Source organism: Flavobacterium sp., from assembly GCF_030146175.1.
Classification (GTDB): domain Bacteria; phylum Bacteroidota; class Bacteroidia; order Flavobacteriales; family Flavobacteriaceae; genus Flavobacterium.
Genome location: NZ_JASLCE010000010.1, coordinates 18,142 through 45,128, shown reverse-complemented (window position 1 = coordinate 45,128; position 26,987 = coordinate 18,142). Strand labels below are relative to the sequence as shown.

At 39.4% G+C, this 26,987-nt stretch carries 26 protein-coding genes; 15 read left to right on the top strand and 11 right to left on the bottom strand.

The window, feature by feature from the left end; genetic code table 11:
- From Q1R07_RS01150 to Q1R07_RS01135, 4 genes are all read left to right on the top strand, one after another.
- Positions 1-1,139 (top strand): S1 RNA-binding domain-containing protein (locus Q1R07_RS01150; protein WP_300485119.1); only part of this gene is annotated, 1,139 nt, incomplete at its 5' end.
- 160 nt (positions 1,140-1,299) lie between these two features.
- Positions 1,300-1,866 carry a fasciclin domain-containing protein gene (locus tag Q1R07_RS01145; protein WP_300485117.1) on the top strand — a complete coding sequence of 189 codons (567 nt, stop codon included), beginning with the start codon at positions 1,300-1,302 and terminating at the stop codon, positions 1,864-1,866.
- Positions 1,867-2,112: 246 nt separating this feature from the next.
- The gene (locus tag Q1R07_RS01140; RefSeq protein ID WP_300485115.1) at positions 2,113-2,499 is read left to right on the top strand and encodes a hypothetical protein; all 387 of its coding nucleotides are present in this window, start codon (positions 2,113-2,115) and stop codon (positions 2,497-2,499) included.
- A 9-nt stretch (positions 2,500-2,508) separates the two neighbouring features.
- Complete coding sequence (locus tag Q1R07_RS01135; protein WP_300485114.1) at positions 2,509-2,967, top strand: HAD domain-containing protein; 459 nt, start codon at positions 2,509-2,511, stop codon at positions 2,965-2,967.
- A 60-nt stretch (positions 2,968-3,027) separates the two neighbouring features.
- On the opposite strand, the gene pheT is transcribed toward Q1R07_RS01135, so the two are convergent.
- Complete coding sequence (pheT, locus tag Q1R07_RS01130) at positions 3,028-5,454, bottom strand: phenylalanine--tRNA ligase subunit beta (RefSeq protein ID WP_300485112.1); 2,427 nt, start codon at positions 5,452-5,454, stop codon at positions 3,028-3,030.
- A 252-nt stretch (positions 5,455-5,706) separates the two neighbouring features.
- Between pheT and Q1R07_RS01125 the strand changes: the two genes are divergently transcribed.
- Positions 5,707-7,212, top strand: a complete 1,506-nt coding sequence (locus Q1R07_RS01125) for an aldehyde dehydrogenase family protein (RefSeq protein WP_300485111.1) — start codon at positions 5,707-5,709, stop codon at positions 7,210-7,212.
- A gap of 83 nt (positions 7,213-7,295) precedes the next feature.
- A complete protein-coding gene (locus tag Q1R07_RS01120; protein WP_300485108.1) occupies positions 7,296-7,673 on the top strand; it encodes a DUF779 domain-containing protein in 378 nt (125 codons plus the stop codon).
- Here the strand turns inward: Q1R07_RS01120 and Q1R07_RS01115 are convergent, their stop codons facing one another.
- The 3 genes from Q1R07_RS01115 to recG form a co-directional block, all read right to left on the bottom strand.
- Entirely contained in the window at positions 7,674-8,591 is a 918-nt protein-coding gene (locus Q1R07_RS01115; RefSeq protein ID WP_300485105.1) for an AraC family transcriptional regulator N-terminal domain-containing protein, read from the bottom strand.
- Between the two features lie 107 nt (positions 8,592-8,698).
- Complete coding sequence (locus Q1R07_RS01110; RefSeq protein ID WP_300485104.1) at positions 8,699-9,562, bottom strand: bestrophin family ion channel; 864 nt, start codon at positions 9,560-9,562, stop codon at positions 8,699-8,701.
- A 59-nt stretch (positions 9,563-9,621) separates the two neighbouring features.
- Positions 9,622-11,724: an ATP-dependent DNA helicase RecG gene (gene recG, locus Q1R07_RS01105; protein WP_300485103.1), complete on the bottom strand. Its 2,103-nt coding sequence runs from the start codon at positions 11,722-11,724 to the stop codon at positions 9,622-9,624.
- Positions 11,725-12,013: 289 nt separating this feature from the next.
- On the opposite strand from recG, the gene Q1R07_RS01100 reads away from it, so the two are divergent.
- From Q1R07_RS01100 to Q1R07_RS01090, 3 genes are read left to right on the top strand one after another with little or no spacing between them, the layout of a single operon-like run.
- Complete coding sequence (locus Q1R07_RS01100; RefSeq protein WP_300485101.1) at positions 12,014-12,361, top strand: hypothetical protein; 348 nt, start codon at positions 12,014-12,016, stop codon at positions 12,359-12,361.
- Between the two features lie 20 nt (positions 12,362-12,381).
- Positions 12,382-12,822, top strand: a complete 441-nt coding sequence (locus Q1R07_RS01095) for a hypothetical protein (RefSeq protein WP_300485099.1) — start codon at positions 12,382-12,384, stop codon at positions 12,820-12,822.
- 48 nt (positions 12,823-12,870) lie between these two features.
- Positions 12,871-13,149 carry a hypothetical protein gene (locus Q1R07_RS01090; protein ID WP_300485098.1) on the top strand — a complete coding sequence of 93 codons (279 nt, stop codon included), beginning with the start codon at positions 12,871-12,873 and terminating at the stop codon, positions 13,147-13,149.
- A 122-nt stretch (positions 13,150-13,271) separates the two neighbouring features.
- On the opposite strand, the gene Q1R07_RS01085 is transcribed toward Q1R07_RS01090, so the two are convergent.
- The 3 genes from Q1R07_RS01085 to Q1R07_RS01075 are packed head-to-tail and all read right to left on the bottom strand — an operon-like array spanning position 13,272 to position 15,262.
- On the bottom strand, positions 13,272-13,964 hold the full coding sequence (locus Q1R07_RS01085) for an aspartyl/asparaginyl beta-hydroxylase domain-containing protein (protein WP_300485097.1): 693 nt from the start codon (positions 13,962-13,964) through the stop codon (positions 13,272-13,274).
- A gap of 3 nt (positions 13,965-13,967) precedes the next feature.
- Positions 13,968-14,483: a hypothetical protein gene (locus Q1R07_RS01080; protein WP_300485095.1), complete on the bottom strand. Its 516-nt coding sequence runs from the start codon at positions 14,481-14,483 to the stop codon at positions 13,968-13,970.
- Positions 14,484-14,515: 32 nt separating this feature from the next.
- Positions 14,516-15,262, bottom strand: a complete 747-nt coding sequence (locus tag Q1R07_RS01075) for a diphthine--ammonia ligase (protein WP_300485093.1) — start codon at positions 15,260-15,262, stop codon at positions 14,516-14,518.
- Positions 15,263-15,352: 90 nt separating this feature from the next.
- On the opposite strand from Q1R07_RS01075, the gene Q1R07_RS01070 reads away from it, so the two are divergent.
- Both Q1R07_RS01070 and Q1R07_RS01065 read left to right on the top strand, forming a co-directional pair.
- On the top strand, positions 15,353-17,422 hold the full coding sequence (locus Q1R07_RS01070) for a M1 family metallopeptidase (RefSeq protein WP_300485091.1): 2,070 nt from the start codon (positions 15,353-15,355) through the stop codon (positions 17,420-17,422).
- A 160-nt stretch (positions 17,423-17,582) separates the two neighbouring features.
- Positions 17,583-19,337, top strand: a complete 1,755-nt coding sequence (locus tag Q1R07_RS01065; protein WP_300485089.1) for a carboxypeptidase-like regulatory domain-containing protein — start codon at positions 17,583-17,585, stop codon at positions 19,335-19,337.
- A 79-nt stretch (positions 19,338-19,416) separates the two neighbouring features.
- On the opposite strand, the gene Q1R07_RS01060 is transcribed toward Q1R07_RS01065, so the two are convergent.
- On the bottom strand, positions 19,417-19,932 hold the full coding sequence (locus tag Q1R07_RS01060; RefSeq protein WP_300485087.1) for a hypothetical protein: 516 nt from the start codon (positions 19,930-19,932) through the stop codon (positions 19,417-19,419).
- A gap of 155 nt (positions 19,933-20,087) precedes the next feature.
- Here Q1R07_RS01060 and Q1R07_RS01055 point away from each other — a divergent pair, with 155 nt between their 5' ends.
- Together Q1R07_RS01055 and Q1R07_RS01050 are read left to right on the top strand one after the other, a co-directional pair.
- Positions 20,088-22,427, top strand: a complete 2,340-nt coding sequence (locus Q1R07_RS01055; RefSeq protein WP_300485084.1) for a UvrD-helicase domain-containing protein — start codon at positions 20,088-20,090, stop codon at positions 22,425-22,427.
- A gap of 29 nt (positions 22,428-22,456) precedes the next feature.
- Positions 22,457-23,077, top strand: a complete 621-nt coding sequence (locus tag Q1R07_RS01050; protein WP_300485082.1) for an L-threonylcarbamoyladenylate synthase — start codon at positions 22,457-22,459, stop codon at positions 23,075-23,077.
- Positions 23,078-23,279: 202 nt separating this feature from the next.
- Here the strand turns inward: Q1R07_RS01050 and Q1R07_RS01045 are convergent, their stop codons facing one another.
- From Q1R07_RS01045 to Q1R07_RS01035, 3 genes are all read right to left on the bottom strand, one after another.
- Positions 23,280-24,119, bottom strand: a complete 840-nt coding sequence (locus Q1R07_RS01045; RefSeq protein WP_300485080.1) for an OmpA family protein — start codon at positions 24,117-24,119, stop codon at positions 23,280-23,282.
- Between the two features lie 77 nt (positions 24,120-24,196).
- Positions 24,197-25,192 carry a glycosyltransferase family 2 protein gene (locus Q1R07_RS01040; RefSeq protein WP_300485078.1) on the bottom strand — a complete coding sequence of 332 codons (996 nt, stop codon included), beginning with the start codon at positions 25,190-25,192 and terminating at the stop codon, positions 24,197-24,199.
- Between the two features lie 13 nt (positions 25,193-25,205).
- A complete protein-coding gene (locus Q1R07_RS01035) occupies positions 25,206-25,655 on the bottom strand; it encodes a type I restriction enzyme HsdR N-terminal domain-containing protein (protein WP_136401296.1) in 450 nt (149 codons plus the stop codon).
- 55 nt (positions 25,656-25,710) lie between these two features.
- Here Q1R07_RS01035 and holA point away from each other — a divergent pair, with 55 nt between their 5' ends.
- A complete protein-coding gene (gene holA / locus Q1R07_RS01030; RefSeq protein WP_300485076.1) occupies positions 25,711-26,715 on the top strand; it encodes a DNA polymerase III subunit delta in 1,005 nt (334 codons plus the stop codon).
- Positions 26,716-26,776: 61 nt separating this feature from the next.
- On the top strand, positions 26,777-26,959 hold the full coding sequence (locus tag Q1R07_RS01025) for a CAL67264 family membrane protein (protein WP_136401298.1): 183 nt from the start codon (positions 26,777-26,779) through the stop codon (positions 26,957-26,959).
- The last annotated feature ends 28 nt before the right edge of the window (positions 26,960-26,987 follow it).

Below are 26,987 nucleotides of genomic sequence, written 5' to 3'. Positions count from 1 at the left end.
AAATTATCGGTCAGTTAGAAAAAGGACAGGTGTTAGAAGGAGTTGTGAAAAACATCACTTCTTACGGTGTATTCATTGACTTAGGAGGTGTAGATGGATTAATCCACATCACTGACTTATCTTGGAGCCGTATCAACCACCCAAGTGAAGTATTGGAATTAGACCAGAAATTAAACGTTGTAATCCTTGATTTCGATGATGAGAAAACAAGAATTCAATTAGGTTTAAAACAATTAAACGCACACCCATGGGACGCTTTAAATCCAAACTTACAAGTTGGAGATAAAGTAAAAGGTAAAGTAGTTGTAATCGCTGATTACGGTGCATTTATCGAAGTTGCAGAAGGTGTTGAAGGTTTAATCCACGTTTCTGAAATGTCTTGGTCTACACACTTACGTTCGGCTCAGGACTTCGTAAAAGTTGGAGATGAGGTAGAAGCTGTAATCCTTACATTAGACAGAGAAGACAGAAAAATGTCTTTAGGTATCAAACAATTATCGCAAGATCCTTGGACTGATATTACTTCTAAATACCCTGTAGGTTCTAAACACACAGGAATCGTTAGAAACTTCACTAACTTCGGTATTTTCGTAGAGTTAGAAGAAGGAATCGACGGATTAGTATATATCTCTGACCTTTCTTGGACTAAGAAAATCAAACACCCATCTGAATTTGTTAACGTAGGTGATAAATTAGATGTAGTAGTATTAGAATTGGATGTTGAAGGACGTAAATTATCTTTAGGTCACAAACAAACAACTGCTAATCCTTGGGATCAGTATGAGGATGCTTTCGCTGTTGGAACAATCCACAACGGAACAATCTCTGAAATCGTTGACAAAGGAGCTACTGTAGAATTCGGTGATGATATCGTTGCTTTCATTCCTACACGTCACTTAGAAAAAGAAGACGGAAAGAAATTGAAAAAAGGTGATGTAGCTGATTTCAAAGTAATTGAATTCAACAAAGAATTCAAAAGAGTAGTAGCCTCTCACACTGCTATCTTCCGTGAAGAAGAAGAGAAAAATGTGAAAACTGCTGAAGCGACTATGACATCAACTAATAATGCTGAAAAAACAACATTAGGAGATATCGATGCATTAGCTGAATTAAAAGCTAAAATGGAAAAAGGAGAGTAATCCCTTATCTAAATAATACTTTTAAAAGTCCCGAGTAATCGGGACTTTTTTTGTTTTACTGCATTTGAAAAAAAAGTAGTTTAAGTTTTTTTTATCTTTTTTAAAACCATAGTTATAAAAGTTCCGTAAATGAGAATATAAACAATTAAAAAAATCATTTATGAAAACTTCAAAAATTTTATCCGTAGCTTTTGTGGCTTGCGCATTATTCTTCGGAACAGCATCTTTTGCACAAAAAGAAAAAACCGTAACCGTAGGAGGTGCTCCGATGTATCCTTCTAAAAATATCATCGAAAATGCAGTAAACTCAAAAGATCATACCACTTTGGTAGCGGCTGTAAAAGCGGCCGGATTAGTGGAAACATTAGAATCAAAAGGCCCTTTTACGGTATTTGCTCCCACCAATGCGGCTTTTGCCAAATTACCGAAAGGAACCGTGGAAACACTTTTAAAACCTGAAAATAAAAAACAGCTGCAAACCATTCTAACGTATCACGTAGTGGCGGGAAAAATGAATGCAGTTGATATTGATAAAGCGATTAAAGCCGGAAAAGGAAAAGCCACACTTAAAACTGTTAGCGGCGGAAGCTTAACTGCCTGGATGAAAGGAAAAGATCTGTATATAACCGATGAAAATGGTAAAAGTGCGAAAGTAACTATTGCCGATGTAAATCAATCGAATGGAGTTATCCATGTTGTAGATGCGGTTTTATTACCGAAATCATAATAATTTCTGTTGCAAATTAATGTTGCCCTGATTCGCTTTTATATATAAAAGCATCCTCCAGAAATTGAAAGTCCCGATTTATTCGGGACTTTCTTATTTTGGATTGGAAATAAAAATAGCTGAATTGGGATTGAAATGTCTTGTTTTGGTGGTGATTGTTTAGTAGGTAATGGACTTGACTTCAATAATTTATTTGTAAATTAGTGTATCTGTGCCCATAAAATAAGTTTTCGCCAAAAGAGGAGTATGAATTGTCAGAAAAATGAAGAACTTGATATTTTTGCAGTAAAAGCGTTTATACAGAATTCATGTCATGAATATGTTACAACACATCAGGTCGTATGCTTTGCTATAATTAAGCGTATCTACCGAAGGGTTTTGGTAGGATATCGGTTTGGATCGATTAAAGTGAACAACGGAGCGTTGATAACCGATGGAAATCACCGTTATATTGCTTATAAATTAGCCGGTATTGGAATAGATACTATCAAATCCGGTTGTTCTTTTTCAGATATAAGGCGGTCATTTAAAGATATAAAAATCGATACAAAAGAAGATTGGGATTACAATTGTCCGTATAACAGGAAGTATTGTGATGATGATTTTCTTTCCGATTTTGAAAAAATAATATAGAATATTAAAATGAAAATTTTTCTAGACATCGACGGGGTAATGGTACATGCGAATCCGCAAAGAAAAGTGGATATGGCACAGGATGGTTTTTATCAATTCAATACAATAGCGGTTGCGATATTAAATGAGATTATCGGTAAAGTAAATAAAGTAGAATTGATTTTATCGACGTCGCATCGCTTTCGTTTTCCCGTTTTAGAATGGATAGAAATCTTTAAAAGAAGAAAGATATATGCCGATACGATTTCTATTTTAGATATTCCGCAGGAAGAAAGATTTTCAAGAAAAACCGAGATTGTGAATTGGATGAATAAATGTAAGTATAGTCCGGAAGAAGTTCTTATTATTGACGATGACAAATCGTTAAACGGATTACCTCAGAATTTAAAAGAAAGACTATTACTCACCAATCCTTATATCGGTTTAAATAGCGCCAGTTACAGTGATTTGGACAGAATTCTAAAATAAATACCAAGCTATAAATAAAAAGTCCCGAATAAATCGGGACTTTCATTGTATTGGTAGTTCTTATCGCAAAGTAGCACCCAATTCCTTTTCGAAATTGGCTTGCAATTTTTGCATAATCTTATCGATCTGAACATCGGTTAAGGTTTTGGAGTTATCCTGAATCGTAAAGCTCACGGCGTACGATTTTTTACCTTCCGGTAAGTTATTCCCTTCGTATACGTCAAATAAATTAACGTCTTTTAAAAGCGATTTTTCAGTCTGCTTGGCAATTGTCAGGATTTGATCAAAAGCAACGGACTGATCTAATAATAACGCTAAATCACGACGTACTTCCGGATATTTCGGGATTTCCACAAATTTGATTTTAGTGGAAAGTAATTTTAAAATAGCGCTCCAGTTAAAATCGGCAAATAAAACCTCCTGTTTGATGTCGAAATGCTTTAAAATCGATTTTTTAATGGTACCCAATTCCACGATAATATCTTTTCCAACCGATAGCGCGGTGCCTTCTGCAAAAATATCATTATCCAAAGGTTGTGTTGTGGTTTTCTCAATTCCTAAACGGGAAAGAATACCGGTTATATAGCCTTTAAATAAGAAGAAATCCGAAGGTTGTTGCGGGGTGATCCAGCTTTCCATTAATCGGTTTCCGGTAACAAACAGGGTTAAGTGTTTGTTTTCTTCATAACCGGACGGTAACTTATGATAACTTTTTCCGAATTCAAACAATTTAAGGTCGCTTCGTTTTCTGTTGATGTTAAACGAAATCGCTTCCAATCCGCTGAAAAGTAACGACTGGCGCATTGCCGACAAGTCATTACTCAAAGGATTCAACATTAATACATTAAATTCTTCTTTTAATTTTTCAGACAATTTCACATATTCCGGAGACGTTAGTGAATTGGCCATCATTTCATTAAAACCTTGCGAAACCAATTGGTTGGCAATAATATTCTGAACTTTATAATCTTCCGTACGGGACGAATTCGAAATTGAAGCGTTTAATTTTGGTGTAAAATTGATGTTGTTGTAACCGTAAACCCGTAGGATTTCCTCAATTACATCAATCTCACGTTGTACATCCACACGGTAGGCAGGAATCGTCAATCCCAAACCGGCATCCGATACGCTGTTTACTTTGATGTCAAGTGAAACCAGGATTTTTTTGATAGTCTCCTTGGATAATTCCTGTCCGATGATTTTGGTTACGTTGTTAAAGTTTAACAACACTGAAAAATCTTCGATCTTTTTCGGATACAGGTCAATGACATCGGAAGTGATTTCACCACCGGCAACTTCCTGAATCAATAAAGCAGCACGTTTTAAGGCGTATTCCGTAATCGTAGGATCGATACCTCTTTCAAAACGGAACGACGCGTCTGTGCTTAACGTATGACGTTTCGCCGTTTTACGTACCGATATCGGATTAAAATAGGCACTTTCCAGGAAAATAGCTGTTGTATTTTCACTTACACCGGAATTCTTACCGCCAAATACACCGGCAATACACATTGGACCGTTATCATCACAAATCATTAAATCTTCTTCGTGTAATGTACGTTCCACGTCGTCAAGTGTAACGAATTTAGTACCGGCTGCAACCGTTTTTACGGTTACTTTACCGCCTTTGATCTTCGCTGCGTCAAAAGCATGTAACGGCTGACCCAATTCGTGTAATACATAATTGGTAACGTCAACGATATTGTTTTTCGGAGTTAATCCGATTGCTTTTAAACGGTTTTGTAACCAAGACGGTGACGGTTTTACCGTGATACCGGAAATGGTTACCCCGCAATAACGCGGTGCGAGTTTATTGTCTTCGACTTTAATGTCGATTTTTAAGGTACGTTTTTCAACTTTAAATTTACTCACAGAAGGTGTGATCAATTCCGTATGAGTGATGTTTTTCTGAATCAACCCGGCTCTAAGGTCACGGGCAACACCCAAATGACTCATAGCATCGGCACGGTTTGGTGTTAATCCGATTTCGAAAACTTCATCCGTTTCAATATTAAAAACTTTAGAAGCCGGTGTACCCGGTTTTAACTCCTCAGCAAGGATCATGATTCCGTCGTGGCCTTCGCCTAAACCTAATTCATCCTCGGCACAAATCATACCGTGACTTTCCTCACCGCGAATTTTTCCTTTTTTAATTTCGAAAGCGACACCTTCTTTGTCGTATAATTTGGTTCCGATGGTCGCTACGGCAACTTTTTGTCCGGCAGCAACATTCGGCGCACCACATACAATCTGTACCGGAGTACCTTCACCCAGATCAACGGTAGTTACCCGTAATCGGTCGGCATTTGGATGCGGAATGCAAGTCAGTACATGACCCACAACAACACCTTCAAGTCCTCCTTTTAAACTTTCATACTTATCCACGCCTTCCACTTCCAGACCTAGGTCGGTTAGTAAAGCAGCAGTGTCTTCAGAATTCCAATCTAATTTTATGAATTGTTTTAACCAATTGTATGATATACGCATTGCAGTAAAATTTAAGGATGCAAATATAAGTATTGTCGGGCGTAGAATAAAGAAAAGTTGCGCTTTTTTAAACCGGATTACATCTTTTTTAGATTGAGGATTGTTTGTGAAATAGCAGGATTTACAAGGGAATGTTTAAAAAATTAAAATAAAAAAAATACAACTGAAAAAAATATGCTATTGATTGAAAGAATAATGCTATTTTACTGTTTGCAGAGCCCGTAAATTTGAATAAATACAAAAAACAATTTTATGAGCAATGTAATTCAAAGACCACAATTTAAAGAAAAATATGATAATTTCATCGGAGGTAAATTTGTTCCTCCGGTAAAAGGTGAATACTTCGACAATGTATCCCCGATTGACGGAAAAGTATTTGCTAAAGCGGCCCGATCGACCAAAGAAGATATCGATCTGGCACTTGATGCAGCCCACGAAGCTTTTAAAACCTGGGGAAAAGCATCGCCAGCCTATAGAAGTCTGGTGTTAAATAAAATCGCCGATGTTATGGAAGCCAATCTGGAATATCTGGCTACCGTAGAAACAATAGATAACGGTAAGGCGGTTCGCGAAACCCTGGCGGCCGATTTGCCTCTTTGTATTGATCACTTTCGCTATTTTGCCGGTGTAATCCGTGCGGAAGAAGGAACGATATCCGAACATGATGAAAATACCGTAAGTATTTGTCTGCACGAACCAATAGGAGTTGTTGGGCAAATCATTCCGTGGAATTTCCCATTGTTAATGGCCACCTGGAAAATCGCACCGGCTATTGCGGCGGGAAACTGTACCGTTGTTAAAGCAGCGGAGCAAACCCCGGTTTCGATTTTGGTGTTGATGGATCTGATTAAAGACGTCGTACCACCGGGAGTGATCAATATTGTAAACGGATTCGGAATTGAGGCCGGAAAACCATTGGCTACTTCGCCACGTATTGCTAAGGTGTCTTTTACCGGAGAAACGACGACAGGTCGATTGATCATGCAGTATGCGGCAGAAAACATCATTCCATCCACGATGGAGTTAGGTGGGAAATCACCGAATATTTTCTTTAAATCCGTAGCCGATGCTGATGATGCCTTTTTCGATAAAGCGGTTGAAGGTGCGGTGATGTTTGCATTAAATCAGGGTGAAATTTGTACGTGTCCGTCACGTATGTTAGTGCACGAAGATATCTATGATCGTTTTATGGCGAAAGTAGTTGAAAGAGTAAAAGCGATTAAAATCGGTCATCCATTGGATAAAACCGTGATGATGGGAGCGCAAGCCTCGAATGATCAGTATGAAAAAATCCAATCGTACCTAAAAATCGGAAAAGAAGAAGGTGCAGAAGTGTTGGTTGGTGGTAATATTAATCAGTTGGATGGCGAGCTTTCCGGAGGTTATTATATCGAACCAACCGTTTTTAAAGGAACCAATAAAATGCGAATCTTCCAGGAAGAAATTTTTGGTCCGGTAGTTTGTGTGACGACATTTAAAGATACGGAAGAAGCGATTGCTATTGCAAACGATACGTTATACGGATTGGGTGCTGGTGTTTGGACACGTGATGCGCACGAGTTGTATCAGGTTCCGAGAGCAATTCAGGCCGGAAGGGTTTGGGTAAATAACTATCATGCGTATCCGGCACATGCGCCGTTTGGCGGATATAAAAAATCCGGATTCGGAAGAGAAAACCATAAAATGATGCTGGAACATTACCGTCAGACTAAAAACATGTTGATTTCATATGACAAAAATAAACTAGGATTCTTTTAATATTTTTTCAAAAACAAATCCCCATTAGGTTTCCCCCAATGACCCGGCAGGAGTAATTCTGTCGGGTTTTTAAAAATAATAAAATGGTAGCACGAGTAGATATAACGGAAGCGGCAATAGCTTTGATAGACGAGTTAAAATCCCGTAACGGAGACCTGATGTTTCATCAGAGTGGTGGCTGTTGCGACGGATCACAACCAATGTGTTTTCCGGAAGGAGAATTTAAACTGGGCTATAGCGATGTTTGTCTTGGCGAAGTCGCCGGATGTCCGTTTTGGATGAGTAAAGACCAGTTTGAATACTGGCAGCATACGCATTTAACGCTGGATGTGGTCGTAGGACGAGGCGCGAGTTTTTCCTTGGAAATCCCGTATGGTAAGCGTTTTATTATTCATTCCCGATTGTTTACGGACGACGAACGAGCTAATCTGGAACCGTTGCGTTATAAAGAGGACGAATAGTTAGCTGATATAAAGCAATTGGTATTGTTTTGGAGTGATTCCTTCGTATTTTTTAAACAATCGGATAAAGTAATTGCAATCTTCGAACCCGGATTGGAAGCAAACTTCATTGATTTGTAATGATGGGTTTTTTAATAGTTGTTTGGCCTGTTTGATCTTTTCGGTCAGAATAAACTCGATCGGACTCATGCCTAGTTCGCGTTTAAAAAAGCGATAAAAAGAAGTCGTACTCATACAGGCTTTATCGCTTAAATCTTTTAAGTTGATATTACCCTGAAGGTTTTTTCGGATGTATTCCACTACAGGAACAATAGGACTGTTGTTGTTTAGAAAAGTGTTGGTGTCGATCGCTTTTGCTGTTTGTGTCTGAATAATACGAATGAGTAGTTCCTGTAACGTCAGATCGGCCAGGGCATCTTTGGTTATCGAAGTACTCATGCATTCTTTGATCAATTTGCTAATAGTCGTGGCCAGTTCGATATTATTATAAAAGAAATAATTTTCGTGATCCAGTTTCCAGAAATCACCGTCTTTGGGATAGCGTTCGTTTAGGAACTGCAACGTCTCGTTAATTTTTGCCTGATCAATAGCCAATGCCAGACATTGTGTCGGGTTGTTTGGAGACGCTTCGGGGAAATCAATTTTCATTTCCACATTGGAGGGAACCACCACGGTTTCGCCCGGCAGGTATACAAATCCGGGTTCGTCAAACAGATGCATTACTTTTTTACCGCGCAGCATACTGGTAACCACCAGGTCGTTAAACTTTAACGGAACCATCTCGGTTGTTTTATAGGTTTCGAAAATATTTAACTCGCAGTTGTTTAAGGAGTAAATGGTTCTATTCTCAACTAAAGTCTTAAGTGACTTTTCCTGAGTCAAACGCGGTGTTGGTAATAAGGATCTGGACAAACTCATCGGGATTCTTTTCAAAATAAACATTCCGTTTGCCTGATAAAACAAGCTATTAAATGTACTGAAAAATATCCCGACACGAAAAAATAGTTGTCGAAATTAACGTTCTTTTATAGAATTTCTTCCACGTGGATTTTAATATTGCTGGCGATTTTGGCCGTAGGTAAATCGTTGGCATCATCCCCAAACGGATCTTCAATTTCTTCGGCAATCAATTCCAGACTGGCCAATACGTAAAAAATAAAAACCACCACCGGAACAACATAATAACCAAGGCTAAATACATAGCCAAACGGAAGTGTCATCACGTAGAAAAAGATAAACTTTTTGATAAAAGCACTGTACGAATAGGGAATAGGCGTGTTTTTGATCCGTTCGCAGGCACCGCAGATTTCGGTAAACGATTGGATTTCGCTGTTTAGGATGATTAACTGGTCACCGGTGATCTTTTTGGAATCGTACAACTCGTTGATTTTATTAAAAAGCATACGGGCTACCTGATTCGGTTTGTGTTTGTTGTGATCGAGGCTGAGGTCGAAATCATCGGCTAGTTGTTTACCAGTATCGGCATTCTTTAAATGGCGGTTTAAAATAGAGGCATAACCCGGTATCATTGTACGAAAGTAGTTGCGGTCGCGTTCGTCTTTTAACATCGCAGCCAACTTTATAGACAAATTCCGACTATTGTTGACCAATCCGCCCCATAATTTTCGTCCTTCCCACCAACGATCGTAGGCAGTATTGGTACGATAGGCCAGTAATAAGGAAATTACAAAGCCCAACATATTATGCATTATGGTGACGTTCTTGACATGACTGCTCTCTGTGAGTTTCCAGTATTCCATTTCGAGGTAACCGACACCTGCGGAATAAAGTCCAATGGTGATCATCATGGGGATTAACTGGCGAAAGGTGTCCGCTTTATGAAAACGGAAAATAAATGTAATCCAGTCTTTAGGATTGTAGGCTACCATATGTTTATTTGTTTGTAATACACTGTTTTAATTTACTTTATATAAAGTTTTAAATAAGGCTAACTGATGTGATTCCAAATGTTTCTTTTTTTGGATAATTCAATAAAAACCTGCTTTAAAACCTGATGCTCCGGCTTGTTCATCGACGGATCGTCTTTTAAAAGTCGGATGGCTTCATGACGGGCCAATTGTAAAATATCCCGGTCTTTTACCAGATCGGCAATCTGTAAATTGAGTACGCCACTTTGTTGGGTTCCCATAATATCGCCCGGTCCGCGAAGCTTTAAGTCGACTTCTGAAATTTCAAAACCGTCGTTGGTACGACACATGGTTTCGATTCGTATTTTTGAATCATTGCTCAGTTTATGACTGGTCATCAGAATACAATAACTCTGTTCGGCACCTCGTCCCACACGACCGCGGAGCTGGTGTAGTTGGGAAAGACCAAAACGTTCGGCACTTTCAATGATCATTACACTGGCATTCGGAACGTTTACACCCACTTCAATAACCGTTGTGGCGACCATAATGTTGGTTTTTCCGGAAGCAAAGCGTTCCATTTCGGCATCTTTTTCGGCTGGTTTCATTTGGCCGTGTACGATGCTCACGCTGTATTGCGGTAGCGGAAAGTCTCGTGAAATCCCTTCATAACCGTCCATCAGGTCTTTGTAATCCATTTTTTCACTTTCCTGAATCAAAGGATATACGATATAAATCTGCCGGCCTTTGGCGATTTCATCTTTAAGAAATTTCCAAACCTTTAGTCGGTTACTATCGTAACGGTGTACGGTTTGTATGGGTTTCCGTCCCGGAGGAAGTTCGTCGATAACCGAGATGTCCAGATCGCCATAAAGACTCATGGCTAGCGTCCGCGGGATAGGCGTAGCGGTCATCACCAATACATGCGGCGGAATGGCATTTTTTTTCCATAATTTAGAACGTTGCTCGACACCAAAACGATGTTGCTCGTCAATAATAGCGAGTCCGAGATTGTGGAATTTTACTTTGTCTTCCAACAACGCATGGGTTCCGATGATGATATGCAGACTCCCGTTTTCCAGTTCTTCATGAATGATCTTCCGATCGGCTGTTTTGGTGGAACCGGTTAGAATTTTAATATTCAGATTGAGGTCTTTAGCCAGTTCGCGGATTCCTAAAAAATGCTGATTGGCTAAGATTTCCGTAGGCGCCATTAAACAGGCTTGAAAACCGTTATCCAAAGCCAAAAGCATCGTCATTAGTGCGACGATGGTTTTACCGGATCCTACATCACCTTGTAAAAGACGGTTCATTTGGGCGTTGCTTCCCAGATCGTTGCGAATTTCTTTTAAAACCTTTTTCTGAGCATTTGTCAGCTCAAACGGAAGGTAATGGTTGTAAAAAGTTGTAAAATAAGCACCAACGCTATCAAACGGATGGCCTTTAATTTTGTGTTTCCGGATGAGGTTTTTGGTGATGAGTTGTAATTGAATAAAAAACAACTCTTCAAATTTTAATCGGAATTGTGCTTTTGCCAACAGCTCCTGACTTTTCGGAAAATGGATATTGAACAAAGCGACATTTTTCGGAATTAGCTTTAATTCGTCGATCAGATTCGCCGGCAACGGTTCTTTAAATAAGGCCTGAGTTTCGATAAACAATTGCTGCATCAGGCGGTTTACCGTTTTATTGGTAATCCCTTTTTGCGTTAGTTTTTCGGTTGACGGATAAACGGATTGCATGGCCGAGCGCAAACTCTTTTCGTGATCGGCGAGTAATTCCATTTCCGGATGCGCCATATTAAACAGACCGTTAAAAGAGGTTACTTTTCCAAAAATAACATAAACGCTATTTAACTTCAGACTTTCACGAATCCATTTCTGACCCTGAAACCAAACCAGTTCCATTTCGCCGGTATCGTCTACAAAAGTAGCCACAAGCCGTTTTCCGCGTTTTTGTTCTACGGTTTTAATATGGATCACACGACCTATAATTTGCACTTCCGAATTACTGTTTTGTAATTCATTGATTTTATAATAGCGCGTACGGTCGATATAACGGTTCGGGAAGAGGTTAAGCAGATCGGCATAACGGTGAATGTTTAACTCTTTACGTAATAACTCCCCACGTTGCGGACCAACGCCTTTGAGGTATTCTATAGGAGTTTCGAGAAGGTTGTTCATTCAGGAATCACGATTAGTAAAAAATCACTTTACGAAGATAGATTTTAATTGGGAAATTAAAAAACACCCCGGATGAAAATACAGGATCAGAATCGATTTTTTATCGCGTATAACAGGGAGAAAGTCGTCTGAAAAATGGCAATTGCGGAAAAACAGGTAAAAACACGTATAAAAAATATAGTATGACTTTATAGTTTTATCCCATAAAATGCTGTAGCAAGATCATACTGTTAGCTAATAGGTTAAGTATTTTTTGACGACTAAACTGTAACCAAAAAAGATAGTAGAAATGAAGATTCCCCAAATTGCCGTAGTACTAATTGCATTCCTTTTAATTAGCTTCTGTCGGGAAACACCCGCGACAGCGACAGTTGTAGTAAAGGAAAAACAAAGCCGACAATTGGTTAAAGATTCGAATCCGACAGCGATTCAGAACCTGATTAAAGATACTTCTACCGAAGCATCTTTACTGGCGCTGAATGTATTGCATAGCAAACGTTCCGGAAATAACGGATCAACACCAGATAATTCTCTTGATCATTTTCCGGATGTACAGGATGCTGATGATGATTTTCAGCATTTACCGCCTGTTGACACCTATTGGTTGCAAAATCTTAAGATTAGTTTAAGACAGTAATAATCAAAATGTGACTCAGGATGGCTAAGCGAATATATCAATTCGTAACGGATTGGGACAGCGTTCCGGGGAAAAAGAAAAATACAGGTAGCGTAGTGGAACTACTTGGTTTTCTGGCATTATTTTATCCTAAAACCGGAATGTGCTGGACCGTATATATGAGTATGCTGGGAAGCTTCGGAATGGCAAAATTATCGCCAATGGTGTGGTTTTTCCCGGCACTCCTACTTTTTTTAATGCTCCATTTGTGGGCGTTGTTAAAAAACGTACGACAAAAAAAAATATACTTTCCCTTTTTACTCAGCCTGATTGGAACCTTATTTATATTGACAGGAAGGATGTTTTTACCTGTAGCGCAATGGCCTGTTATTGCAGGAATACTATTGTTGGTTTTAGGATCATTAGCGAACTGTCTTGTCGATTCCAAGAGGGTCGATACCGTAACGGTTCCGGTTGAGTAACTAAAAATAAGAACCCTAAATAAAATAATAACTCAAAAGCAAAAAAGTATGGATGGAATATATATAGTGTCGGCATTTGCGACGATTAACGGAAAAAAATATTACCTGGGAACAGAAACCGTTAGCAATAGGAGTTATGGTCATTCGGTGTCATCGGATGTCGTTTTAAAAGAAATCAAAGCCGATTACGGTTTACATGGTTTTACAGAAGAATCATTGGCAAAAGCCCGATTTGATTTTATTGTTCACGGAAAACAGGAACACCTGCCGGTATTGGAAAAACCGGTAATTGTATCTAAAAAATTTAGCAGAATAGGAATATCATAACTTTTTATAAATGTCATAGTGTAGGCATAGTTTAGAGTTCCATAAATAAATTGTGTTTATAGACAGGAGAGGGTAGGTTTGGTTAAGCCTACCTTCTTTGTTTTTATACATTTCGGATTGGATCAAGACTTGTTGTTTTCCATGTTTTGAAGAATGGTAGCAGTGAGCACCGGATTCATACGATTCAATTCTTCGGAGATACGTTGTTTTTCGGCCTCACTCATTTCGGGCAATGGTTTTCGGAATTGCTCCGGATCTGCTTCTTTATAGAAAAGTTCGTTGGTCCATTCGTTCTGTAATCCGTCGATAACCAGATGAATACGATCCTGAGTGCCATTATTCACAACCGAATGCGTAAAATTAGCATTGATATACCAACATTCGCCTTCATTCATAATCAAACGTTTATCGTCCAATAAAAACACTACATCCGGATTGGTAATAATGGGAATATGCAAGCGGAAACAACCGTCTTCATAGCCCAGACAATAATCACGATGCGGTTTGATTTCGGTTCCGGCGGTGAGATTAAGCAAACGAACGGCTGTTTTTTCAAACGGAAAGTCGTCAAGTAGGATTTTAAAATAGGGACATTGTTGTAAAATAGCCGTGTCTTTTAATCCGTTTTGGTTTAAGGCGAAAATGGAATCGTGTTTGCCGTCTTCCGACATCAGGGCGATCGAAGTCCATTTGCCGTTATAATCCTTACGGTTGTAATGATCGGTCCATTCCAGAGAAAGTACTTTTTGAACATCGGCTTGTAAACGGTCGATATCAAATGCAATTGGGAATTTTATAGCGCGAACGAGTTCCATAGTCTATTGTCTTAACCAGTGTAACATAAAAGGGAAAGGTTTTTTGCCTTCTTGCTCGGCATGCGTTTCACTCAGACATAAACCTGCCCATTCCAAAAAGGGTAATCCGATATAATTTCCTTTTTCGAAATTTGAAATCAGCATTTCCGAACCGTTTTTATAGCCGTTATTGTGAAAAACAAAATCAAGCGGTAAATTCAGGTGAACCGCCGCGGCATACGACCATAAAATCGCACCGATTTCTTCACCACCCGAAGGCCAGTCGGCACTTTGAGCATCCGTACCGGCAAGTTTGCGTTCGTCCGGTGTGGTTACAGCAAGATGACCGGCTTCATGCAGTAAATCGCCGGGATATAATAGTTGATCAAAATCTACGTAAATACAGTTAGGTCCCAGAGCTAAACCGGGTAAAAAAGTGTCCGTTAGTGTTTTTTCAAAAACCGGTATTCCGATTTCCCGTAGAAAGTCGAGTACTTTGGTAAGTGCTGTTGTTATTTGAAGCGTAGAGGTGTTCTGCATATCCCAAAAATACAAAATACGGTCCGAATCTTTTAGGTGATTTTACCTGATTTGGCAGCTGTCGGAATAAGGTCGCAATACCAGAATCCATACTCGGTTTCGCGTGGTGTGGTATAACAATCGTCATCGTTTTTCGGAGCTTCGTATTTACGGAGCACAATGTCACCTTTTGTAAAAGCAATCGGGTTTTTAAAAAGCGGCCCGTCAAAGGTAAATGTATGAAATTCGCCATTTTCACCACACGGATCTACATTTTCAGGGAGCTCCCGGATAAAATCGGCGTCGATAATACGGCCGGCAAAACTTTTGTCCAGCAATCGGGCATCGACGCAGGTAACGATGGTTTTAAATCCCAAATCAATAAACTCGTGAATTAAAGTTTTGGTGTCGCGCTTCCATAACGGGAAAATGGCTTTTAGGTCCATTTCGGCCAGTTTCTTTTCCCGGTATTCCCGTAGGTCTTCGAGGAAAATATCACCAAAAGCAGCATGCGTAATACCTTTTGCCTGTAAGTCGGTTAGGGTTTCCCGCATTAGGGTTTCATAGATTTCCATTGAAGGCATTTCGGGAATTTCCATTTTGACCAATGGTAAACCGATGCTTTCGGCTTGTTGTTCTAGTAAACTACTTCGTACGCCGTGCATCGAAATACGATCGTATTGTTTACTAACGCTCGTTAATAAACACGCGATTTCAAATTGATCCTTCTGTATTAATTCATATAACGCCAGAGCAGAGTCTTTTCCGCTACTCCAGTTAAAAACCGTTTTTGCCTTCAAAATAGAAAATTTAAGGTGTAAACTTACAAAAAAGCCGCTTTAATGTTGTGCTAAACTTTGTAACTTTGAGCTTTCCATTATATCCTAAATATGAAGCGACTCACATTTCTCTGCTGTTTTATATATACCTTTTCAAACGCGCAACAAAGCGAAAAAGTTGATTTTATCACACTCGATGCAGCGGTTTCATTTACCACTGAAACCCGTAAAATCGCAGGTGATGTAACGTATACCTTTCAGGTGAATAGTGCTATGGATACGATTAGTATCGATGCGCAACGGATGGATATTTCCGGTGTGACGATCAACAACAAACCAGTAAAGTTTAAAAATACCGGTAAAAAAATACAATTGTTCCAAGGGTATAAAAAAGGATCTAATACACTGAAACTACATTATGAAGCCCAACCGCGGCAAACGCTTTATTTTATCGGAAAAGACGAAGATTTTCAGATATGGACACAAGGACAGGGGAAATATACCAGTCATTGGTTACCCAGTTTTGACGATGTGAATGAAAAGGTGATTTTTTCGTTTTCCATAACCTTTGATAATGCATTTGAAGTCCTTTCCAACGGTGTTTTAAAACACAAAGTCACGAAAGACAATCTGACCACCTGGCAGTATGCTATGGAAAAACCGATGAGTTCCTACTTGGCGATGCTGGCTATCGGAAAATTTGATAAAAAGACCGTAACGACCGCATCGGGTACACCTTTGGAATTATACCTTCGCAAAGCGGATGCGGCAAAATTTGAATCGACGTATCGTTATTCGAAAGAAATTTTTGATTTTTTCGAACGGGAAATCGGAGTAGCCTATCCCTGGAAGGTCTACCGACAAGTTCCGGTATTCGACTTTTTATATCTCGGAATGGAAAATACTACGGCGACCATCTTTTCACAGGATTTTGTGGTCGATGCCATCGGATTTAACGATCGGACGTATACCAACGTAAATGCTCACGAACTGGCACACCAATGGTTTGGCGATCTGGTTACGGCGCAATCCGGAAAACACCATTGGCTACAGGAAGGCTTTGCAACGTATTATGCCTTGCTGGCCGAAAAACAACTTTTTGGAGAGGATCATTTTAACTGGGAACTGTACGAATCGGCCGAAAACCTCATTCGGGCTTCCAAAACCGATACCAAGCCGATACTCCATGAAAAAGCAAGCTCACTGACTTTCTATCAAAAAGGAGCCTGGGCTTTACATTATCTGCGTACACAAATAGGGGAAGATAAATTTCGTCTGGCGGTACAAAACTACCTGCGAAAATATGCGTTTAAAAATGTCGACACCGATGCATTTCTGGCTGAGGTTCGAAATGTTGTCGACTATGATACGGCGGCTTTTAAAACCTTATGGCTCGAAAATCCGGCATTTCCAACCGAAGAAGCTTTGGCTATCGTAAAACAAAATCCGTTTGTTAAAACCTATCTCGGTGTTGTTGAATTACAGGACAAATTATTAGTCGACAAACAAAAGCAGTTCGAAACACTTTTAAAATCGGATGTTTTCTATCCGGTTAAGGAAGAAATTATCTACCAATTGGAAAATACGCCATTCGAACAGAATAAACCTTTACTGGAATTAGCGATGCAATCGACCGATTTAAAAGTCAGACAGGCGATAAGTAAATCGTTGCGCAGTATTCCGGAATCGTTTAAACCGCAATACGAAACCTTATTGGAAGATCGGTCGTATATCACACAGGAAATCGCGTTAAAAGCACTTTGGGCCCAATTTCCAAACCAGCGCTTTCCGTTATTGGATCAAACAAAAGACTGGCAGGGATTTAACGATAAAAACCTGCGAATCAGTTGGCTGACATTGGCTTTGGCGACACCGGACTATCAGAATGCCGAAAAATTAAAATACTATGAAGAACTGCTACATTATGCTTCGCCTCAGTATGAAAGTAATGTAAGGTTAAATGCTTTGGTGAATCTGTTGTATCTGAACAAAAGTGATATGAATACCCTGCGTTATCTGGTAAACGGAACCTTACACCACAAATGGCAGTTTGTTAAGTTCTCAAAGGATTCGATTCGTGCCTTATTGAAAAACGAAAAACATCGGGAGTATTTTCAGGAACTTTTGCCGACTTTACCGGAAAATGAAAAAACACAATTGGAAATATTACTGAAAGAGTAGTTTTTTAGTGTTTGTATTTTATATTATTCTTTTTGTTTGTTTTTGTGTTGATGAATATGTTTCTATTTTATTAAATTATTGTAAAAATAATAACATTTGATACGCAACTAAAAGGTTTGTGTTGTATCTAAAGAATACGAACAACACAAAACCAAAACATATGAATAAAATCAAACTTTTTTTAGTACTCATCACATCTCTGCTGTTTTTGGCGGGATGTGAATCCGAAAGTACCGTAGAAGGAGGAGGAAGCAATACCGGAGGCGGTACTATGTCATCCAGTTTCGGAAATCAGGTTTCAAGAGATTTTATCGGACAGGTGGTGGATACGAACGGAAATCCCGTTTCGAATGCGACTATCAAAATAGGAACTACAACAGGACAAACCGATTCCAATGGTGTTTTTATCATTAAAAATGCGACGGTTTACGAGCGATTTGCCTATATCACAGCTAAAAAAGCAGGTTATATCGACGGTTCCCGTACGATGGTACCGACATCCGGCGATAATAACGTTCGTATTATGTTGTTGCCATTACAACCAACTCAGGTGATCAATTCGGGTGTGAGTAGCGAAGTCACTTTATTATCCGGAACCAAAGTTGTTTTTGATGGCGCTTTTCAGGACGAAAACGGCGCGGCCTATAGCGGTAGTGTTGCGGTGGCAATGTATCATTTATTGCCATCCGACAGTAAGTTAAGTAGTCTAATGCCGGGTGCTTTATTCGCTCAGGATGAAAACGGAAATGCCAAAGCACTGGAAACTTTAGGGATGCTTAATGTTGAACTACGCGGATCAGGCGGACAAAAACTACAGATTGCTTCCGGACATACGGCTCAGGTGGTGATGAAAATTGATAACAGTCAGTTGGGAAGTGCGCCAAGCGAAATCCCGTTATGGCATTTTGACAACGACAAAGGGTATTGGATTCGGGAAGGTAGTGCCACCCGTCAGGGGAATACCTACGTAGGCAACGTATCTCATTTTTCATGGTGGAATTGCGATGCGCAGTTTCCGGTTGTATCGATGTGTGTAAATCTGGAAGATGCCAATGGCAATGCGTTGGCTAATATTCAGGTGGGAATCATCCGAAGCGGAAATACCTATCCGGTTATGGGAACTACCAATGCCAACGGTCAGGTTTGCGGATTGGTTCCATCCAACGAAAATCTGACGCTGGTGGTTTTGGATAATTGTGGCAATACGATTTATAGCAATACCATAGGTCCGCTAACAGCAAATACAACTTTACCAACGATTACGGTAACCAATCCTTCGGTTACATCAACAACGGTACAGGGAAATCTGGTAACCTGTAGCAATGCTCCGGTAACCAATGGTTATGTAATTTTGCATACCGGATATACAACACAGGTGACAACTGTTACTAACGGAAGTTTTAGCTTTAATACACTGGTTTGTGGTGGTCCGAATGCAACGTTTACTTTAGAAGGAGCCGATTATGATAATTTACAGGTAACGGGTGATGTGAACTATACGTTTGCCACGCCGACAACGAATATTGGGAATCTGGTGGCCTGTAATTCTATCACGGAATTTATAACCTATCAGATCGACAACAACCCGACAACCTACCATCTTACAAGCTTTAACGCCGGATATACGCCAAACGGACTTAGCATTAGCGCACAAAGTGCTACCGGAGCCGGGATTTACTTCTGGGGTAACACCAATGTTCCGGGAACCTATACAACTTCCAGCTTTACAATTGAAGGTGGAGCTGTTGGCTACATTTCGTCACAATTGCCCAATACAATGGTATTTAATCTGAATGCTTTTGGAGCAGTAGGGCAGTATATTGATATGACTTTTAGCGGAACCTATCAGGATAATAATAATCCAAGTGTCACACATACGATTACAGGAGTCATCCATGTAATTCGCGATAATTAATTGTTTTGTTTGTTATTTAAATTAAAAAGACTTTTCATTGATTTGAAAAGTCTTTTTTATGTTTTGATTAAAAAAATCTTTAAAATAAGTCGCTTACTTCGTTTTTCAGATAGGAAAGTGCTACCGAACTAGGCGATTGTTTTTCCATCATATCACTTAAAATGATCTCGCGTAGTTTATTTGCATTTTCGGCACCCATTGATGCCTTTCTGATTATCTGAATTGTCGTGTTTTTAGCCGTAAGGATAATATTCCAGCTTTCTTCCGAAATATAAATCTGTTGTGTCAGGTTATGTTCGAATTCCTGTTCGATATGTTGGATCAGTAAATTTTCATAATCGTTTTTATCCGAGGAATGCGGGGCGATACGAACCAGTAATTTGGCCGGACTAATACGCTCCAGAAACAACGTCATACGCTCAAAAGCCTGTAAACGTATCGGAAGCGCACTTTTTTGTGCTTCTTTATGCAACAGGAAACGACGGCGCCCTTCTTCATTTTTTGTATGTAGGTTAAAAAAGTAATAAGCCACTCCACCGGTAATGATAGCCGGAACGGTATAGGCCAGTAATTCTACTATTTTGGTAGTATCCATGATTGAATCGGGATAATTGATTAATGAATTTAAAATCGGTTCAAAGTGCTACAAATAAACGAATAAAGAAATAAACTAACAAAATAAAAAACTCTGCTGATTTTAATTGTAATAAAGCATAATGAGTAGTATTTTTGAGGTTTGATATCATGACCATGCAAAATTATATTGACCAGTTAAATGAAGCCCAGCGGGCGCCTGTATTACAAAAAGACGGGCCAATGATAGTGATTGCCGGAGCCGGTTCCGGAAAAACAAGGGTACTGACCATTCGTATTGCTTATCTGATGCATCAGGGCGTGGATGCGTTTAATATCTTGTCGTTAACCTTTACCAACAAAGCCGCCAGAGAGATGAAAACCCGTATTGCGAGTATTGTAGGTAACAGTGAAGCCAAAAACCTGTGGATGGGAACCTTTCACTCGGTTTTTGCTAAAATATTGCGAAATGAAGCCGATAAACTGGGCTATCCGTCGAATTTTACGATTTATGATTCCCAGGATAGCGTACGATTAATCGGGCAGATTATCAAAGAAATGCAATTGGATAAGGATGTGTACAAACCCAAACAGGTTTTGGGGCGTATTTCCTCCTATAAAAATAGCCTGATTACGGTAAAAGCCTATTTCAATAACCCGGAATTACAGGAAGCCGATGCGATGAGTAAAAAGCCGCGTTTGGGTGAAATTTATCAGAATTATGTAGAGCGCTGTTTTAAATCGGGTGCAATGGATTTCGATGATTTGTTATTGAAAACCAATGAATTGCTAACCCGTTTCCCGGATGTTTTAATGAAATACCAGGATCGTTTTCGCTATATTCTGGTGGATGAGTATCAGGATACGAACCATTCCCAGTATCTTATTGTTCGGGCGCTATCCGACCGTTTTCAGAATATTTGCGTGGTAGGTGACGATGCGCAGAGTATTTACGCATTCCGTGGCGCGAATATCAACAATATCCTGAATTTCCAGAAAGATTACGAAGGCGTAAACACCTATCGTTTGGAACAAAATTACCGTTCAACGCGAAACATCGTGGAAGCGGCGAATACCATTATCGATAAAAATAAAACCAAACTGGATAAAGTCGTTTGGACGGCCAACGAATTCGGACCTAAAATCAAAATTCACCGTAGTCTTACCGATGGTGAAGAAGGACGTTTTGTGGCCAGTACCATTTTCGAACAGAAAATGCAACACCAGATGAACAACAATCAGTTTGCGATTCTATACCGTACCAATGCGCAGTCGCGTGCAATGGAGGATGCGTTGCGTAAAAAAGACATTCCGTATCGTATTTATGGCGGACTATCGTTTTACCAACGTAAAGAAATCAAAGACGTATTGTCCTACTTGCGACTGGTAATCAATCCGAAAGATGAAGAGGCATTGATACGTGTGATCAACTATCCGGCAAGGGGAATTGGCGGTACGACCGTAGAAAAACTAACGATTGCTGCGAATCATTACAGACGTTCCATTTTTGAAATCATGGAACATATCGATAAAATTGATCTGAAATTAAATTCCACCACAAAAAACAAGTTACAGGATTTTGTGACCATGATCAAAAGTTTTCAGGTGATTAATGAGACACAGGATGCGTTGTATCTGACGGATCACGTATCCAAAAAAACCGGATTGATTCAGGAATTGAAAAAAGACGCCACACCGGAAGGTATCGCTCGTATCGAGAATATCGAGGTGTTGATGGGCGGTATCAAAGACTTTATCGAAGGGCAAAAGGAAGTGGATGGCGCGCGTGGTGCTTTATCGGAGTTTATGGAAGATGTGGCTTTGGCGACCGATTTGGATAACGATACCGGCGATGACGATCGTGTGGCTTTAATGACCATTCACCTGGCAAAAGGACTGGAGTTTCCAACCGTATTTATTGTCGGAATGGAAGAAGATCTGTTTCCAAGTGCGATGAGTATGAATACGCGAAGCGAACTGGAAGAGGAGCGTCGTTTGTTCTATGTGGCCTTAACACGAGCCGAGCATCAGGCTTATCTGACGTATGCGCAGTCGCGCTACCGTTGGGGAAAACTGGTCGATAGTGAGCCGTCGCGTTTTATCGAGGAAATCGATGGACAATATCTGGAATATTTAACACCGGTAGAAACGAATTACCGTTATAAGCCGACTATTAATGCCGATATTTTTGGTGATGTGGACAAATCGAAATTGCGATTGAGCAAACCGGTTGCCGGAACACCGCCAAAGTATATTACCGACAACGAAGAGCCTAAAATGGATCGTAATATCCGTAAATTAAAACCGGTTTCGGGTGGTATTCCGGCAGCAGCTGGGCCAAGTCCGTACGACAATGGATTGAGTGTAGGGAATATTGTGATGCACGAGCGTTTCGGAAAAGGGCAAATCCTGAATCTGGAAGGAGCCGGAGCCGATAAAAAAGCCGAAATCAAATTTGAAGTAGGCGGTATTAAAAAATTACTGTTGCGTTTTGCGAAACTACAGGTAATTGGCTAAGAAGATAGAAACCTTTAAAATATAAAATCATGGCAGAATTCATTAAAATTTACCCTGAAAACCCCAATCCGGCAGCCATTGCAAAAGTGGTTAAATGCCTAAAAGAGGGCGGACTGGTTATTTATCCGACGGATACCGTTTATGGTTTGGGTTGCGATATCACCAATTCGAGAGCGTTGGAAAAAATCGCAAAAATCAAAGGCGTAAAACTCGAAAAAGCAAATTTTTCGTTTGTATGCTGTGATTTGAGTAATTTATCGGATTATGTACGACAAATCGATACGGCGACTTTTAAAATTTTGAAAAGAGCTTTACCGGGACCGTATACGTTTATTCTTCCGGGAAACAATAACCTTCCAAAAGAATTTAAAAAGAAAAATACGGTCGGGATTCGTGTACCGGATAATACTATCGCATTGGAAATTGTAAGACAGTTGGGAAATCCGATTGTTTCCACTTCCATACATGACGATGATGAGGTAATTGAATATACAACCGATCCGGAATTGATTTTTGAAAAATGGCAAAATCTGGTCGATATGGTTATCGATGGCGGTTATGGCGACAATCACGCTTCGACGGTTATCGATCTTTCCGGGTTCGAACCGGTAGTGGTTCGGGAAGGAAAAGGCGACCCGGATATTCTGTAGTACTTTATTGATTTATCGGAAAAACTTTGGTTATACGATAATATATCAATAACTTAGCGTAACAAAATGACTAAAAATATAACAATATAGAAGAGGTGTCATTCTTAATTAAATATTTAATTGGTTATTAAAAAAAAAATTAGGAATACATAAAAAGCAGGTCTTTTGGACCTGCTTTTTCATTTGTAGTATATATAACGGTTTAGTTTTTACCGGTCATATTTTTCATTTCTTTTTCGATCATATCGTAGAACTGATCAATTTTAGGTAAAACCACGATACGGGTTCTTCTGTTTTTAGCTCTGTTCTCCGGCGTATCATTGTCGGCCAACGGAACATAGAAACTTCTTCCTGCTGCGATTAATTGTTTTGGATTTACACCCAAATCATCCTGTAAAACACGAACGATTGAAGTTGCTCTTTTTGCAGAAAGATCCCAGTTGTCAACCAATACGGCATTTTTAATCGGCACATTATCCGTGTGACCTTCTACCATACATTCGAAGTCCGGTTTGCTGTTTACTACTTTAGCTACTTTAGCCAATACTTCTTTAGCACGGTCGCTCACAACATAACTTCCACTTTTGAAAAGTAGTTTGTCAGCAATGGAAATAAAAACCACACCTTTTTCTACATTTACCTGAATATCCGGATCGTTGATACCAACCGAACTTTTTAAACTGGTAACCAAAGCAAGAGTTACACTGTCTTTTTTCGTAAGAGCATCTTGTAAACGGGTAATTTTAAGGTCTTTTTCCTTAAGACTTTCCAATGATTTTTCAAGATTTTCAGCACCTTTTGAAGAAAGGGTAGTTAAATTACCCATATTATTGATTAAATCGGAGTTGTTCTTCTTCAAAAAGTCCATCTGACTTGCCATATGGTCTTTTTCAGTTAAACACGTATTCAGTTTTACCGTACAAGTGTTTAATAGGTCCTGAATTTTTTTGTTCTCTTCTTCTAGAGCTGCAATTTTTTTCTTCGATCCGCAGGATGTTAGTGTAATTGCAAGTACCGAAAGGGCGATAACGACTTTTTTCATACAATGTTGAATTTATAAGGAATAACGAATTTACTAAGATTTTACTGCTTGTTAAAGTTTAAAACGATAAACAAATGTTAAATCTTAGTATCAAAAAACCTGCCATTTTTAATGAAATACCTGTAAACAATGGAGTTCACAAGAAAATAATTTTCTTTTTGGTGATGGCTTCTTTTTGTTAAAAACTTGGAAATGAAACGATAAAGGGCAAAATGAGCACGAATAACAGCCCCGGTATGTTTGGGTTTTCCCTGGAAAAAAAAGTGGATACCGGCAATTCCATCCAGACAAAGCCGCTGGAAAATCACAGGAAATAATTGTTTTTTGGGCAAATTTTTTACCATCATCCATAACGAATTCCTAAAATTAAGGAATGTTTTATGCGGATTTCCGGTGTTTAAGGTAGCACCACCAACGTGATATACGGTCGACAAGCCACAGTATTTAATGGTATAACCCTGGTTAAAAGCACGCCAGCAAAGGTCAATTTCCTCCTGATGGGCAAAAAAATCGGAATCAAAACCATTCAGTTCGTGGAAAACATTTTTTCGGATAAACATACAGGCGCCCGATGCCCAGAAAATTTCCTTTATGTCGTTATATTGTCCTTTATCTTCTTCCACGGTTTCGAAAATACGTCCGCGGCAAAACGGAAAACCATATTTGTCGATATAACCGCCGGCAGCACCGGCATATTCAAAATGGGTTTTGCGTTTGTAATCCAGAATTTTTGGTTGCACAATTGCCGTTTCCGGTTCGTTATCAAAAAGAGCAATAACCGGTTGCAACCAGTTTGGCGTCACCTCAATATCGGAATTAACCAATACATAGATCGGTTCCGCGACCGATTGTAAAGCTTCGTTATAGCCGCCGGCAAATCCGAAATTGGCGCGGTTTATAATAATGGAAACCGTAGGAAAATGTTCTTTTACAAAGGCAACCGACGCGTCGGTCGAGGCATTATCGGCTACGTATACCGTAGCTTCCGGAGAATTTTCGACAACAGAAGGTAAAAACTGTTCCAACAATTTTACACCATTCCAGTTGAGTATGACAATCGCTATTTTTTTCAAAATTTCAGGGGTATTATACGGATGGAAAATCCGGTAACGTTCTAAGGAACTGGTATTCCTTTTTTTCATAATCCATACGGCAAAAATAATGATTTAAGCCATTGGTGACCATTAAATAATCGGCTTCCAAAACCATGTTATATCGGGCGATCTGATCGAAAACCTGTTGAGTGATCGCAACTTCGGGTGCTTTGCATTCGACCAGCAGGAAAATTTTTCCGTCGGGTTTAAAAACCACCGCATCATAGCGCTTTGTCAGTCCGTTGATTTTGATGACTTTCTCAACATTGATATAGGATCCGGAGTATTTTTTGTCCTGTAATAAAAACTGAATCACATGTTGACGCACCCATTCTTCGGGAGTTAACTGGATAAATTTTTTCCGGATGGCATCAAAAATAGCCACTTTATTTTCACTATTTTTGAACCGAAAGGAATAAGGCGGAAAATTCAGATTTTGCATAGTGCAAATATAAATTGAAGTTTTTGATTTCCGGGTAATTGCTAAAGAAACTGTTTTGGAGGAAGTACTAAAGATTATAAAAGATATTAAAGCCGGCGACATTAAACCGATTTATTTTTTAATGGGAGAAGAACCCTATTATATTGATAAACTGGCCGACTATATCGAGGATAATATTTTATCGGAAGAGGAAAAAGGCTTTAACCAGATGGTTTTATATGGTCGTGATGTTACGGTAGACGATATCGTATCGAATGCAAAACGCTATCCGATGATGGCCGACCGTCAGGTGGTGATTGTGAAAGAAGCGCAGGAATTGTCGCGAACGATTGACAAGCTGGAAAGTTATGCCGAAAATCCACAGCCTACAACGGTTTTGGTGGTGTGTTATAAATACAAAACGCTGGACAAACGTAAAAAAGTGACCAAAGTACTGGAAAAAGCCGGAGTGGTTTTCGAAAGTAAAAAGCTGTATGAAAACCAGGTCGGTGACTGGCTTAAACGGGTGTTATCCGGTAAAGGATATCAGATCGAGCCGAAAGCCGCTGCAATGTTGGTGGAATTTCTGGGAACCGATTTAAGCAAGATTGCCAACGAACTCGATAAACTCGCGATTATTCTACCAAAAGGAAGTACGATTAGTCCAAAGATCATTGAAGATAACATTGGATTTAGTAAAGATTATAACAACTTTGAGTTGCGCAAAGCGATAGGCGAGAAGAACCAGTTAAAAGCCTATCAGATTGCGGATTATTTTGCTCAGAACCCAAAAGACAATCCATTGGTCGTGACAACCGGACTTATTTTCGGTTTCTTTTCCCAATTATTACAATACCACGGATTAAAAGACAAAAGTCCGGGTAATGCCGCTAAGGTCTTAAAAGTGAATCCGTATTTTCTAAAGGATTACGATGTGGCTTTGCGAAACTACCCGATGAAAAAGGTAAGTCAGATTGTAGCCGTTTTGCGGGACATCGACGTAAAAAGCAAAGGAGTAGGTGCCAATGCTTTACCACAACAGGATTTGCTAAAAGAAATGCTGGTTAAGATATTCAATTAGATTAATATTTTTACAGCTATGATATTATTACGATATTTGCCATTCAAAAAAACTAAAGAATATGGGCATGAATAAAAATACCATTTTAGGGTGGGCCACTCTGATAATGGTTTTAATGGGATTATTATTAATCGGACTGGCAGTTTACCGATATGCCGATGTAGCCGGATGGGGATTTGGAGCGGTAGGAATCGGATTTTTTGCCATTGCATGGGTATTTAATGCTTTAAAGGGAAGAGTATAATATTCTTTTCACGATACAACAAAACCCG